This window comes from Stutzerimonas nosocomialis (assembly GCF_005876855.1).
Classification (GTDB): domain Bacteria; phylum Pseudomonadota; class Gammaproteobacteria; order Pseudomonadales; family Pseudomonadaceae; genus Stutzerimonas; species Stutzerimonas nosocomialis.
On sequence record NZ_QLAE01000001.1, the window covers coordinates 225,955 to 238,768 of the forward strand.

The window sequence follows — 12,814 nt, forward strand, 5'->3', positions numbered from 1 at the left end:
CCTAACCGGCGCAGCGCGCCGCAGACTCGGGAGAGCTTCATGCAGAACCTGTTTCCAGAAATCAAACCCTACGCCCGGCACGAGCTGCCGGTCGGTGATGGTCATGTGCTTTATCTGGATGAAAGCGGCACTCCCGACGGCCTGCCGGTGCTCTTTATACACGGTGGCCCGGGTGCCGGCTGCGATGGGTTGAGCAGACGCTTCTTCGATCCCACGCTGTACCGCATCGTCACCTTCGATCAGCGCGGCAGCGGTCGCTCGACGCCCCACGCCAGCCTCGAGAACAACACCACCGGACACCTGATCGCCGATATCGAGCGCATCCGTGAATTTCTCGGCATCGACGGCTGGGTGCTGTTCGGCGGCTCCTGGGGCTCGACGCTGGCGCTGGCCTATGCCCAGGCGCATCCGGAGCGGGTGCAGGCGCTGATCCTGCGCGGCATCTTTCTCTGCCGTCCGCAGGATCTGCACTGGTTCTACCAGGAGGGCGCGAGCCGGCTGTTCCCCGATTACTGGGAAGACTTCCTCGCGCCGATTCCCCTGGAGGAACGTGGCGACCTGATGCAGGCGTTCTACCGGCGCCTGACCGGCAACGACCAGATCGCCCAGATGCATGCCGCCAAGGCCTGGTCCTGCTGGGAGGGTCGGACCGCCACGCTGCGTCCCAACCACCAAGTGGTGGAGCGTTTCACCGATGCCCACCGGGCCCTTTCGCTGGCGCGTATCGAGTGCCATTACTTCGTCAACCAGGCGTTTCTCGAGCCTGACCAGCTGCTGCGCGACATGCCGAAGATCGCCCACCTGCCGGGGATCATCGTGCATGGCCGCTATGACCTGATCTGCCCGCTGGACAATGCCTGGGCGCTGCACAAGGCCTGGCCCAACAGCAAGCTGCATATCATCCGCGAAGCCGGTCACTCGGCATCCGAACCCTGCATCACCGATGCACTGGTGCGCGCCGCGGCGGACATCGCCCACCGGCTGCTCGACCTGCCGCCCGCGGACGCCTGATGAAAGGCCTGCTGCAACGGGTCCGCCAGGCGCGGGTGGAGGTCGCGGGCGAGGTGGTCGGCTCGATCGACCAGGGCCTGCTGGTCCTGATCGGCGTGGAGCGGGGCGATGATCCGGCGCGAGCCGACAAGCTGTTGCACCGGTTGCTCAACTACCGCGTCTTCAGCGACGAGGCGGGCAGGATGAATCGCTCGCTCAGGGACGTCGAGGGCGGGCTGTTACTGGTGTCCCAGTTCACCCTGGCGGCCGATACCCGCAGCGGCATGCGCCCGAGCTTTTCCTCCGCCGCGCCGCCGGACGAGGGCGAGCGCCTGTACGACTACCTGCTCGAGCGGGCACGCGCCAGCCACCCGCAGGTGGCCTGCGGGCGTTTCGGCGCCGACATGCAGGTCCATCTCGTCAACGACGGGCCGGTGACCCTTCTGCTGGAAACCTGAGGCTCAGAGCAGCAACCCGACCCGTTGCCGCTTCGGCAGGCGGGCCACCACCAGCTGGTGCGAGCGCGTCAGCAGGTCCTTCAGCTCCGCCGCAGCGACGACGCCGGGACGGTCCAGGCTGACCCAGCGGGCCCGCGCGAGATAGGGCGCCGGACGAAAGCCGGGGCGATCGCAGAAGCCGAGAAAATGGTCGTCGTCGACCTTGAACGCCAGCGCGCCAGCGCCGGACAGGTGCAGGGTGGCGAACATCTTGCGCTCGCCCACCGAGAAGACATGCACGCCGCCCCATTGCACGCGCTTGTGCGTGCCGGGCAGCTGCAGGCAGAAACGTTCGATGTCGTCGATGCTCATCGCTGTATTTCCGTAGCCCTGAGAGCCGGCAGTCTAGCCGCTTCGCGACGCCGTTTGCCGCTCAGCGGCGCGACGGTTCGAGGCCCTTGTCGTGCAGCCAGGTGATGGCGTATTCGCGCAGTTGGGTGGCCTGGTAGTGCAGCCAGCGTTCGCGGATACGCGGGAAGTCTTCCAGCTTGAAATCGAAGGTGCGCAGCGGCCGGCGCCCGGACAGTGCATCGCTCAGCACGGCGTGGGCCACGTGCGCGTCCGGATCGTGGATGGTGAAGAGGAAGGCCTCGCGCATCGCCAGCGACTGGGCCAGGTCCAGGCGCTCGATGTGCAGGTAACGGTCGTGCTGGACGTCGTACTTCTCCTCGGCTCCGGGCGCGGGGTCGCCGGGGAACACCGCGCGAATCTCCCCGGTTTCCTGGTCGAGGTAGTACTCGGCGGCGTCGCGGCTGTCGAGCGCGTATTCGAGGCGGTCGAGATCGATGGTCAGGGGGCGCATGAGAGCCTTTCGAAAAAAGGGGTTCAGCATTTCTGACCCTGGCGTCCCGAAGGGGTGCGCGACGTTCATCGGGCCGTGGTTCAGGCCCGCTCGACGGACTCCTGGGTGGTCCGGCTTGGCTGGGTGGTTTGCTCCAGCTGTGGTGACGGCGCCTCGCCGCCGGCCATGGTGCGGCGGAAGCCGCCCACCGCTTCGCCCAGGTCGCTGCCCAGGCTGCGCAGGCGCCGGCTGCCGAAGAGCATGAGGACGATGAGCAGGATGATGACCAGTTGCCAGATGCTGATACCGCCGAAGCCCATGAGGTGTCTCCCTGTCTGTCGAAAAAATGGGTTCGGCATAGCCTGCCGCACGGGTGTGACCGGGCGATGACGCCGAGGCCGGCCTGCCACGCTTCTGCAACCTTGCCCGCGTTTACTAGGGCGCCAGGATTGGTGGATGGCAGTGATGAATTACGGGCGGCAGCGGGGCGTGGCCCTGCTCATGGTGTTGATGGCGCTGGCGATGCTGGCGGGCGGGCTGACCTGGCTGGTCCAGCAGGGCCGTGAGGAGATCGAGCGCACGCGGCAACTGCAGACGCGGATCCAGGCACGGGCGGTCGACACCGCGGCGCGGGCCTTCGCCGTGCAGGCGATGCGCGATCCGGCCTGGCGCGAGAGCCCCCTGTTCTGGCAGGCACTGCGCGGCATGCCGCTGCCGTACCGTTTCGAGGGCGGCCAGGCGCGCCTGCTGCTGCGCGACCTGCGTACCTGCTTCAACCTCAATGCGCTGGTTGGCGAGGATCAGGCCCGTGCACGGCGGCAACTGGCCCATCTGCTCGGCGGCGGACGGCCCTCGTTCGACGACGACCGCCTGATCGATGGGCTGATCGACTGGATGGACGCCGATCACCAGGCGCAGGTGCTGGGCGCGGAAACCGACCAGTATCTGCGCCTGCCCCGGCCGCGGGTGGCCGCGAACCAGCCACTGCGCGACACCAGCGAGCTGAACCTGCTGCTGCCGGCCGAACCGCAGCGCTACCTGCGCCACCCCCAGCTGTGCGCGCTGCCGGAAAACACAGGCTGGCGGCTCAACGTCAACGCGCTGACCCTGGAGCAATTGCCGCTTCTGGACGCGCTGTACGAGGGCGGACTGCCGCGCAGCCTGCTGACCCGCCTGATCAGTGCGCGCCCCGCCGGCGGCTACCGTGACGCCGATGACCTGCGCCGCCATCTGGGCGCGCTGGACGAGGCGACCTTCGAGCGCCTGAGCGAAGGCCTGCTGCTGAACAGCGACCACTTCCTGTTGGGCATCGAGATACGGCTGGACGAGGCGGACTACCGAACCCTGCACCAGGTCGAGGTGCGCGGGGTCTCGCGCTGGCACAGTCGGGTGCCGGCGCAGCAGGTGCTCTTTCGCAGCCGCCAGCCCGCGCCGTTCTGGACCGCGCAGACGCCGGCCCGCCTCCTGGTGCCCTGAGCCGAGCGTCGCTTGGGGGCCGGCAGGCCGAAGCACGCTTCGTTCGATCAGCGAATACGCAGCGAAGGGCGCCTTGCCGGGGCAGCCGGGTAGGCGTGCGGCTGCCGTTACGGAGAGGCGAATAAAAAAGGCCGGCACCGTTTCCGGTGCCGGCCTTGTTCAGGCAGGAGGGATCAGACGCCGATCGGGCCGCCGTCCACCTTCTGGATCACTACCGTCGAGGCGCGCGGGCGAACCGTGACGCCGGCCGGCGTCGCTTCGGTCGCATCGTCGCTGTACGGCCAGTTACCCGGATGCTGGATGTTGACGAACATCGAGGTGTAGTCCGGGGTGTAGGCGATGCCGGTCACTTCGCTGCCATTGGGGCCGATGAAGAAGCGGCGCAGCTCGCTCTGGTTGTCGGCCGTCACCGGCACCTGGTTGCCCTGGGCGTCGACGAGGTTGGTCGGGATTACCGCCAGCATCTGGTCGTTGGTCTGGCTGGCCACGGCGTTGCCGCTGTTGTCGGTCTGGATCCAGAGGATGCCGCGGTTATCGAAGATCATGCCGTCCGGGCTGGCGAACTGGTTCAGGTCGGTCAGGCCCGAGCGGTTGGTGGAGGGGGCGGCGGTCGCCTCGGAACCGAAGACGAAGATGTCCCAGGTGAAGTTGAGCTGATCGTCGGCGTCGTGCCAGCGGATGATGTGGCCGTTGACGTTGTTCGTACGCGGGTTGGCTGCGTTCGGCGTGGTGCGCGATGAGTTGTTGGTCAGGGTCAGGTAGATGTCGCCGTTGAGCGGGTTGACCGTGGTCCATTCCGGGCGGTCCATCGGCGTGGCGCCAAGGGCGTCGGCCGCACCGCGGGTGTTGAGGATGATGTCGTCGATATCGCCGAACAGCGTGCCCAGGGTCTGCCCGTTGGTGGCGACGCTGGCGACCGTCAGCGGCAGCCAGACACCGGTGCCGTTGTCGTCGAAGCGCGCCACGTAGAGGGTGCCCTGGTCCATGTACTTGGCACCGGTGGCCAGGCGATCGCTCGGGTTGGCATCGGCCGGGTCCCAGAGGGCGGTGGAGACGAACTTGTAGACGTACTCGTTCTGAGCGTCGTCGCCGCTGTAGAACACCACCGGCTTGCCGGCTTCCAGCAGGCCCGGCCAGCAGCCTTCGTGACGGAAGCGGCCCAGCGCGGTGCGCTTCACGGCGCGGGTGTTGGCATTGTACGGATCGATCTCGACGATGTAGCCGTAGGTGCTCGCCTCGTTGCGGTAATCCTGGGTGAAGTCGGCCCCGGTCGGGGTGATGTTGAAACGGGCGAATTCGTCGTCGACCTCGCTCGGATCGCCCGCGGCGGTTTCCCAGGCGTACTGGCTGGTACCGCTGTTGCGGATGCCGATGCGCGCCTGGTCGGCGGGCAGGGGCTGCTGCGTGTTGACGAAGACGTTCGGCCAGTTCTCCTCGCAGGTCAGATAGGTGCCCCAAGGGGTGTAGCCGTTGCCGCAGTTGTTGTTGGTGCCGCGGGTCTCGGTGCCGTTGGGCGAGAAGGGCGTACGCACGTGGTCGGTGCCCCGCATCGGCCCGGACAGGTCCATCACGCTGGCGGTGGTGAAGCGACGGTTCAGCGGGTCGTTCTCGACCACCTGCCAGTTGCCGTTGATCTTGGTGATACGCACCACGGCCACGCCATGGGCGTTGATGTCCTTGCGCACTTCCTCTACCGGACGAACGCCGCCGACCCGGGTCGGGCCGTTGGGGTGCAGCACGTTTTCGATGTACTCGTGGTTCATCACCAGCAGCCCGTCGTCCGAGCTGCCGTTGATGGGGAAGAAGTGCATGCCGTCGTGGTTCATGCCCATCGCGTTGGCCTGGTCGACCGAAGTGTTGGTGCCGTCGTCCTTCCAGGGAGCGGCGTTGCTGTTGATCGGCTGGCCCCAGGGCGCCAGGACACTCGCGGTATAGCCGGCGGCGACGACGCAGGCATCGGTGCGCGAAACAGGAATCGAGTCGAAGCTCAGGGCCAGCGGCTGTGCCGGGGTGTTCGGGTTGCCCGGGTTCGGGTTGTTCCGGCGCGAACTGCTGCCGCCGCTGTCGAAGCAACCGGTCAGGCCGGTGCCCGCGATCATGGCGATCGCAGCGCCCAGGCCGCCACGCAGAACGGTACGGCGGGAAAGGTAGGACTCGAGTACCGAGTCCATCGGCCGGTTGTCGCTGGGGTTGGCATTCACGTTGGTGCCAGTATGACGGCTCATGCTTACAGCTCCTTGGCTTAGGTGTTGGCGAGCCAGGACTGTAGGTAGCGAATGTGATAATTCTTTTATAGTTATATGAAGATATGTTCTAAAAAGAACTGCTTCTCCTGACAGACGGCCGATGGCTGTCTGACATGTCCCTGTCATCTGACTGCCGCAATATCCCCACGCATTCGAGTTGTGGGTGACAGATTGATGACAAGGTTGGCGCGCCGCGAGGCGCTGGCGTGGTTGATGGCGGGGGCCTCGCTGCCCTGGCTGGGGGGCTGCGCCAGCAGCGCGCGATCGGCCAGTGGCCGGGGCCCTTTCGAGCTTCTCTACTACGCCGATACCCTGGATGCACGCCAGCCGGGTTTGCCGGTGGTGCCGCGCACCCGGCTGGGCGCCGCCTCGCGTATCGGCCAGGCGCCGTGGCTGACCGGCCCGAGCGCCCGCGCCGCCTTCCCCGATGCCCCCCAGTTCGGACCCTTGCTCGATGCCGCGTTGCCAGCGTCGGAAATCGGCGGTTACGCGACGCTCGGCGCCCTGCTCGAACATTTGCGCCGCGAAGCCGGCGTCGACAATTGCCTGGTGCTGGAGAACGGCCAGTGCTGGAACGGCAGCGGGCTGGCCATGCTGACCCAAGGGGCGTCGGGCCTCCAGGGCAGTGAACTGCTCGGCGCCGAGGTGCGGGTCAGCAGCGACGAGCGTGTGCTCTGGCCGGAGCAGGCCGCCGGGCTGTACCGCCAGTGGGGCCGCCCGGTGCTTGGCGCCGGGCTGCAGAGCCCGGGCGTTCAGCCGCTGGCGCGCTTTCGACGCGCAGGCGTCGAGATCGCCGTGGTCGGTCTGCCGGACCCCTATGCCGCGGACCAGGCCGGCACCCTGGCGCAATGGTTCGACGCCCTTCAGCCGAGCCTCGACGAGGCCCGCCGGCAGGCCGACCTGGTGATCGCCCTGGCTGACGTTGGCACCGGCCCCGGCCTGTGGCTGGCCGAGCGGCTGGAACAGGTGGACCTGGTGCTCGCGGCCCGCGGGCAGGACCTCTGGCCGCGCCCGATCGAGGTCCGTCAGGCGTCGGGCCGCCGCGTGCCGCTGGTGGTGGCCGGCAGCCGCGGCTGCGGCGCCTTTCGCATTCGCTGCCTGCCGGGCGACACGGGCTGGCGCTTCGAGGCGAGCTTCCATCCGGCCTATGCCGGCAGCCTGGATGCCGCCGGCCGCGAGACCCAGGCCCGCTTGTCGCGCGAGCTCGCTGTCCAGCGTGCGGCCCATGCCGGCTGGCTCGACCAGCCGCTGGCACGGGCGCCCGAACCGCTCTGGCGGCGGGACGTGCGCGGTGGCAGCTGGGACCGCCTCATTCACCAGGCCCTCGCCGAGGGCTACGACGGCGGCGTGCTGCTGCCGGGCCTGCGCTATGACGTGCCGCTGCGCCAGGGCCAGGTCATCACCCGCGAACACCTGCTGTGCCTGACCGGCAGCCACCCGGCGCCGGTGCGCGAGGTGGCGGCGGGTTCGCTGGGGCGGGTTCTGGAGAACGCCGCCGAACAGCTGTTCGGCGACCTGGCCATTCTCGACAACAGCCAAGACCTGCCGCGCCTGTTCGGCCAGTCCTGGCAGGTCGCCTACAGCCCGAGCGGGCAGCGCGTCCAGGCGCCCGCCGCGCCGGCGCGGCTGCGTACCTTCGGCCTCGGTCCGCAGGCGGGCGGTCAACCGCTCTGGCAGATGCTGGAAGCCTACCTGCGCGAGCAGCCGGGCGACTGGCGACTGCCGGCGCTGGCCGTGCCGCAGTTGCGCTACCTGCAGGGCCATCCCGGTTGGCATCCGGCACCGGGGGAGACGGCATGACCGGCGTCCTGCAGCTGGGGCTGGCCACGCTCGCCGCGTGGCTGGCCGCCCAGTGCCTGCTGACGCTCTGGCACGGGCCGGCACCCCTGCCGCTGACGGCCCCGGCCCGCACGGTGCCGCCGCTGGATCTTCTGACCGAGCACTGGACACCCCGCACCGCGCCGGTCAGCGACGAGATTCCCGTGACCGGCCTGCCGCTGACCTGGGTGGGCGGGCTGAAGGCCGAGCCGCTGCAGGCCACCGTGGTCGTACTCGGTTACCGCGAGCAGCAGCACACCCTGACCGAGGGCCAGTCGCTGGCACCCGGCATCGTGCTGCGCCGCATCGACGAGCGCGGCCTGATCTTCGAACACAACGGCCGGCTGGAGCGTCTGCCCTGGCCCGCCGAGCGCCCCCTGCAAGGACTCAAACGCCATGGTTAGGTTGTCCATAGCAACTCCGCTGCTGTTCTGCCTGCTCGCGTCGCCGCTCGCGGCCGAGGAATTCCCGCTCGCCGAGCCGCAGCGCTACGAGGTCAATTTCGTCGACACCGAGATGGGCGAGTTCATCGACAGCGTCTCGCGGATCACCGGCACCACCTTCATCGTCGACCCGCGGGTGCAGGGCAGGGTCACCGTGCGGACGGTCACCCGCCACACCCCGGACGAAATCTACGACCTTTTCCTCGCTCAGCTGCGCGCCCAGGGCTTCGCCGCGGTGGACCTGGCCGACGGCCAGGTGAAGATCGTGCCCGACCAGGCGGCGCGCCTCGAACCGGTGCCGGTGGATACGCCGCAGCGCACCGCGCAGGCCGCCAACGGCATGGCCACCCGGGTGTTCAGCGTGCGCAATGCCAGCAGCGCCCAGATCCTGGACGTGATCAAGCCGCTGATCGACCCGCGGGTCGGGGTCATCACCCCCTATCCGTCGGCCAATCTGCTGGTGGTCACCGACTGGCGCAGCAACCTGGGCCGCATCGAGGCCCTGCTGCGCCAGCTCGATCAGGTCAGCGACGAGCCGGTGGAGACCCTGCCGTTGCGTCATGCCAATGCCCGCGACACCGCTAAGGTGGTCACCGAGCTGCTGGGCCGGGAAGGCGCCGGCGACAGCGCCAAGGTGGTCGCCGACCAGCGCGGCAACGCCCTGCTGGTACGCGGCAGCGGCGCGGCCCGCGAGCGCGTGCGGCAGCTGCTCGGCCAGCTGGACGTGGCCCGCGAGCACGTCGGCAACACCGAAGTGATCTACCTGCGCCACGCCCGCGCCGGCGACGTGCTCAAGGTGTTGCGCGGGCTCGGCCAGGAGTCCGGCGCGGTGCCGGCCGAAGAGGGCGCGGCGGCAACGCCGGTGGCCACGGTCGAAGGCGTGCGGCTGGAAGCCGAGGAGGGCGCCAACGCCATCGTCATGCTCGGCCCCGACAACGATCTGTCCACCTACCGGCAGATCATCGAACGGCTCGACATCCGTCGTGCCCAGGTGGTGGTCGAGGCGATCATCGCCGAGGTTTCCGACACCCGTGCCCAGGAGCTGGGCGTGCAGTGGCTGTTCCTCGACCCGGACAGCAAGCTGCCGGCCGGCAGCGTCAGCTTCGGCAACAACGGCATCAATCGCCTCGCCGCGGCGGCGGCCAGCCGGAACTACACCCAGGCCGGCTCGCTGCTGTCGAACATACAGGGCGTGACAGCCGGCGTCGGGCACGTCGGCGGCGGCATCAACTTCATCGCGCTGCTCAACGCCCTGCGCAACGAGAACGGCTTCAACCTGCTGTCCACGCCCACGCTGGTGACCCTCGACAATGCCGAGGCTTCCATCCTGGTGGGCCAGGAAGTGCCCTTCGTCACCGGTTCGATCACCCAGAACAACGCCAACCCCTACCAGACCATCGAGCGCAGGGAAGTCGGCGTGAAGCTGCGCCTCAAGCCGCAGATCAACGTCGACAACACGGTGCGGCTGGACATCATCCAGGAAGTCTCCTCGATCGCCGATACCAGCAGCGCCAGCGACGTCATCACCAACAAGCGCGAGATCAAGACCACGGTGATGGTCGAGGACAACGGCATGGTGGTGCTCGGCGGGCTGATCAGCGACGAGCGTGCCAACAGCGACCAGCGCGTGCCGCTGCTCGGCGACGTGCCCGGGCTGGGCCGGCTGTTCCGCTCCACCGCGCGCAGCCAGGTCAAGCAGAACCTGATGGTGTTCATCCGCCCGCGCATCGTGCGCGACGCCCTGACCCTCGGCCAGCTGAGCGACGAGAAATACCGCAACCTGAAGGCCGCCAGCCCCCTGGAACTGCCGGCCCTGGCCGAGCAGGGCGAGCTGCTCGGCCTGTTCCCCTCGAGCCGGGCGCGGCTCGGCGAACTGGTGCGCTGATGGCCGAGCCCCTGCTGCCCTATCGTCTGGCCCGCCAGTGCGGCGTGGCCTTGCGCGCCGAGGCCGGCGGCTTGCACCTGCTGCTGCGCGAGGCGCCGGACCTGGGCCAGCTGCAGGAAGTGCTGCGGGTGCACGGCGCGCCGAGCGCCTGTACCACCCTGGCCGGCGAAGCCTTCGAGCAGGCTCTGGGGACGCTCTACCAGGCGGGGGAGCCGACCAGCGCGGCGTGGATCGACGGCATCGCCGAGCAGGTCGATCTGGCCGGATTGATGAGCGAACTGCCGCGCATCGAGGATCTGCTCGACAGCGAGAACGAGGCGCCGGTGATCCGGCTGATCAACGGGCTGCTGGCCGAGGCGCTGCGGCTCAAGGCCTCGGACATTCACATCGAGACCTTCGAGCAGTGCCTGGTGGTGCGCCTGCGGGTGGACGGCCAGCTGCGCGAGGTGCTCAGCCCGCCGCGAGCGCTGTCGGCCATGCTGGTGTCGCGGATCAAGGTCATGGCACGCCTGGACATCGCCGAGAAGCGCCAGCCGCAGGACGGCCGTATCAGCCTGCGCCTGGGCGGACGCGACGTGGACATCCGCGTCTCCACCCTGCCGGGCATCCATGGCGAGCGGGTGGTGATGCGGGTGCTGGACAAGCAGGCCAGCCTGCTCGAACTCGCCAACCTGGGCATGCCGGCGGAGGTGGAGGAGCGCCTGCGGCGCTGCCTGCAGCAGCCCAACGGCATCCTGCTCAGCACCGGCCCGACCGGCTCGGGCAAGACCACCACGCTGTACGCCAGCCTCAATGGGCTCAACGACGGGACGCGCAACATCCTCACCGTCGAGGACCCGGTCGAGTACGCCATCACCGGCATCGGCCAGACCGCCATCAACCCGCGCGCCGGCCTGACCTTCGCCAGCGGCCTGCGCGCCATCCTGCGCCAGGACCCGGACGTGATCATGGTGGGCGAGATCCGCGACATGGAGACCGCGCAGATCGCCGTGCAGGCCAGCCTCACCGGCCACCTGGTGCTCTCCACGCTGCACACCAACAGCGCGGTGGGCGCGGTGACCCGCCTGCGCGACATGGGCATCGAGCCGTTCCTGATCGCCTCCAGCCTCAAGGGCGTGCTGGCCCAGCGGCTGGTGCGCCAGCTGTGCGACTGCGCCCGGCCGCGATCGCTGCTGCCGGCCGAACAGGCTTTGCTCGAAGGGCTCGATGCGCTGGAGGCGCTCTTCGAGCCGGTCGGCTGCGAAGCCTGCGCCCACACCGGCTACCGCGGGCGGCTGGGGCTGTACGAATTCATCGAGCTGGACCCGGGCCTGATCGGCCTGCTCTACGCCGGTGCCAGCGAGCCGGAGATGGAGCGCTATCTCGCCGGCCGCCGCCAGAGCCTGGCTCAGGCGGCCCAGGCCCAGTTGCGCCAGGGCCGCACCAGCCTCGCCGAAGTGCTGCGCGCGGTGCAGCGCTAACGGGACGCCGCCATGCCGACCTACCTCTACCACGCCCTCGACCCCCAGGGCCGCCGCTGCCGCGACCTGGTGCAGGCCGACAGCGAGCGCCACGCCCGCCAGCTGCTGCGCGAACAGGGCCTGTTCGCCCGCCGCCTCGAGCTGCAGGTGCAAGGCGGGCGGCGCGCGGCCGGTCGACGGCTGAGCCATGCCCAGCTCTGCGAACTGACCCGCCAGCTGGCGACCCTGCTCGGCGCGGCGATACCCCTGGCCGAGGCGCTGGCCACCCTGGAGCGCCAGCTCGACGCGGCGTCGCGGCGGGTGCTGGCCAGCGTCGGCGCCTCGGTGGCCGAGGGTCACGGGCTGGCCGAGAGCCTGCGCCGCCATGGCGCGCCCTTCGATACGCTCTATTGCGCGCTGGTCGAGGCCGGCGAGCGCTCCGGCCGCCTGGCGCCGGTACTCGAACGCCTGGCCGACTACCTCGAACAGGTCCAGCGCCAGCGCCACAAGGCACGTACCGCGCTGGTCTACCCGGCGGTGCTGATGCTGGTCTCGGTGATCGTCGTGGTGGGCCTGATGACCTTCGTGGTGCCGCGCCTGACCGAGCAGTTCGATCACCTCGGGCGCAGCCTGCCCCCCATCACCCGGGTGCTGATCGGCCTCAGCGAGGCGCTGGTCGCGGCCGGGCCCTGGCTGCTCGGCGCACTGGTGCTGGCCGCGATCGGCGGCGGCGCGCTGCTGCGACGGCCGCACTGGCGCTTTCGCCGCGACCGCCTGCTGCTCGGCCTGCCGCGCGTGGGCGTGCTGCTGCGTGTGCTCGACAGCGCGCGCCTGTCGCGCAGCCTGGCGATCCTCTGCGGCAGCGGAGTTCCGCTGCTCGACGCCTTGCAGGTCGGCACCGCCACGGTCGGCAGCCTGCCGATCCGCGCGGCGCTCGAGCGTGCCCGCGAACAGGTCAAGGGCGGCCTGAGCCTCCACCGCTCGCTGTCCACCGACGGCCACTTCCCGCCGATGCTCATCAACATGGTGGCCAGTGGCGAGGCCAGCGGCACGCTGGCCGAGATGCTCGAGCGCGTGGCCGACAACCAGGAGCGCGCCTTCGCCCGCCAGGTCGACCTGGCCCTGGCGCTGTTCGAGCCGGCGATGATCCTGGTGATGGGTGCCATCGTGCTGTTCATCGTCCTCGCCGTGCTGCTGCCGATCATGCAACTCAACCAGGGCCTCACCTTCTAGGAGTCC

12 protein-coding genes are annotated in these 12,814 nt (G+C 69.2%); 8 read left to right on the forward strand and 4 right to left on the reverse strand.

The genetic code is table 11. The annotated features are described in order from the left end of the window. Nucleotides 1–39: 39 nt before the first annotated feature. Nucleotides 40–1,011 carry a prolyl aminopeptidase gene (pip, locus tag DN824_RS00950; RefSeq protein ID WP_138406517.1) on the forward strand — a complete coding sequence of 324 codons (972 nt, stop codon included), beginning with the start codon at nucleotides 40–42 and terminating at the stop codon, nucleotides 1,009–1,011. Continuing rightward, nucleotides 1,011–1,448, forward strand: coding sequence for a D-aminoacyl-tRNA deacylase (gene dtd / locus DN824_RS00955; protein ID WP_138406518.1), 438 nt, complete (start codon nucleotides 1,011–1,013; stop codon nucleotides 1,446–1,448). Before pip ends, dtd begins: the two co-directional genes overlap by 1 nt. Before the next feature lie 3 nt (nucleotides 1,449–1,451). Here the strand turns inward: dtd and DN824_RS00960 are convergent, their stop codons facing one another. From DN824_RS00960 to tatA, 3 genes are all read right to left on the reverse strand, one after another. Beyond that, a complete protein-coding gene (locus DN824_RS00960; protein ID WP_138406519.1) occupies nucleotides 1,452–1,799 on the reverse strand; it encodes an MmcQ/YjbR family DNA-binding protein in 348 nt (115 codons plus the stop codon). 61 nt (nucleotides 1,800–1,860) lie between these two features. Next, nucleotides 1,861–2,289, reverse strand: a complete 429-nt coding sequence (locus DN824_RS00965) for a UPF0158 family protein (RefSeq protein WP_138406520.1) — start codon at nucleotides 2,287–2,289, stop codon at nucleotides 1,861–1,863. A gap of 80 nt (nucleotides 2,290–2,369) precedes the next feature. Continuing rightward, nucleotides 2,370–2,588, reverse strand: a complete 219-nt coding sequence (tatA, locus tag DN824_RS00970; RefSeq protein WP_138406521.1) for a twin-arginine translocase TatA/TatE family subunit — start codon at nucleotides 2,586–2,588, stop codon at nucleotides 2,370–2,372. Between the two features lie 145 nt (nucleotides 2,589–2,733). Here tatA and gspK point away from each other — a divergent pair, with 145 nt between their 5' ends. Beyond that, entirely contained in the window at nucleotides 2,734–3,744 is a 1,011-nt protein-coding gene (gene gspK / locus DN824_RS00975; RefSeq protein ID WP_138406563.1) for a type II secretion system minor pseudopilin GspK, read from the forward strand. A gap of 173 nt (nucleotides 3,745–3,917) precedes the next feature. Here the strand turns inward: gspK and DN824_RS00980 are convergent, their stop codons facing one another. Next, entirely contained in the window at nucleotides 3,918–5,969 is a 2,052-nt protein-coding gene (locus tag DN824_RS00980) for a PhoX family protein (protein WP_138406522.1), read from the reverse strand. Between the two features lie 192 nt (nucleotides 5,970–6,161). Here DN824_RS00980 and DN824_RS00985 point away from each other — a divergent pair, with 192 nt between their 5' ends. The 5 genes from DN824_RS00985 to gspF are packed head-to-tail and all read left to right on the forward strand — an operon-like array spanning nucleotide 6,162 to nucleotide 12,808. Further along, the gene (locus DN824_RS00985; protein ID WP_138406523.1) at nucleotides 6,162–7,790 is read left to right on the forward strand and encodes a bifunctional UDP-sugar hydrolase/5'-nucleotidase; all 1,629 of its coding nucleotides are present in this window, start codon (nucleotides 6,162–6,164) and stop codon (nucleotides 7,788–7,790) included. Then, complete coding sequence (locus DN824_RS00990) at nucleotides 7,787–8,212, forward strand: pilus assembly protein PilZ (RefSeq protein WP_138406524.1); 426 nt, start codon at nucleotides 7,787–7,789, stop codon at nucleotides 8,210–8,212. Before DN824_RS00985 ends, DN824_RS00990 begins: the two co-directional genes overlap by 4 nt. Then, on the forward strand, nucleotides 8,205–10,136 hold the full coding sequence (gene gspD, locus DN824_RS00995; RefSeq protein WP_138406525.1) for a type II secretion system secretin GspD: 1,932 nt from the start codon (nucleotides 8,205–8,207) through the stop codon (nucleotides 10,134–10,136). Before DN824_RS00990 ends, gspD begins: the two co-directional genes overlap by 8 nt. 11 nt (nucleotides 10,137–10,147) lie before the next feature. Continuing rightward, nucleotides 10,148–11,596: a GspE/PulE family protein gene (locus DN824_RS01000; RefSeq protein WP_174236458.1), complete on the forward strand. Its 1,449-nt coding sequence runs from the start codon at nucleotides 10,148–10,150 to the stop codon at nucleotides 11,594–11,596. A gap of 12 nt (nucleotides 11,597–11,608) precedes the next feature. Further along, a complete protein-coding gene (gene gspF, locus DN824_RS01005) occupies nucleotides 11,609–12,808 on the forward strand; it encodes a type II secretion system inner membrane protein GspF (RefSeq protein ID WP_138406527.1) in 1,200 nt (399 codons plus the stop codon). Nucleotides 12,809–12,814: the final 6 nt, after the last annotated feature.

Bases quoted from the DNA above. Each gene is read 5' to 3' on its own strand.
- pip (WP_138406517.1), top strand. From the start codon at position 40: ATGCAGAACCTGTTTCCAGAAATCAAACCCTACGCCCGGCACGAGCTG.
- dtd (WP_138406518.1), top strand. From the start codon at position 1,011: ATGAAAGGCCTGCTGCAACGGGTCCGCCAGGCGCGGGTGGAGGTCGCG.
- DN824_RS00960 (WP_138406519.1), bottom strand. From the start codon at position 1,799: ATGAGCATCGACGACATCGAACGTTTCTGCCTGCAGCTGCCCGGCACG.
- DN824_RS00965 (WP_138406520.1), bottom strand. From the start codon at position 2,289: ATGCGCCCCCTGACCATCGATCTCGACCGCCTCGAATACGCGCTCGAC.
- tatA (WP_138406521.1), bottom strand. From the start codon at position 2,588: ATGGGCTTCGGCGGTATCAGCATCTGGCAACTGGTCATCATCCTGCTC.
- gspK (WP_138406563.1), top strand. From the start codon at position 2,734: ATGAATTACGGGCGGCAGCGGGGCGTGGCCCTGCTCATGGTGTTGATG.
- DN824_RS00980 (WP_138406522.1), bottom strand. From the start codon at position 5,969: ATGAGCCGTCATACTGGCACCAACGTGAATGCCAACCCCAGCGACAAC.
- DN824_RS00990 (WP_138406524.1), top strand. From the start codon at position 7,787: ATGACCGGCGTCCTGCAGCTGGGGCTGGCCACGCTCGCCGCGTGGCTG.
- gspD (WP_138406525.1), top strand. From the start codon at position 8,205: ATGGTTAGGTTGTCCATAGCAACTCCGCTGCTGTTCTGCCTGCTCGCG.
- gspF (WP_138406527.1), top strand. From the start codon at position 11,609: ATGCCGACCTACCTCTACCACGCCCTCGACCCCCAGGGCCGCCGCTGC.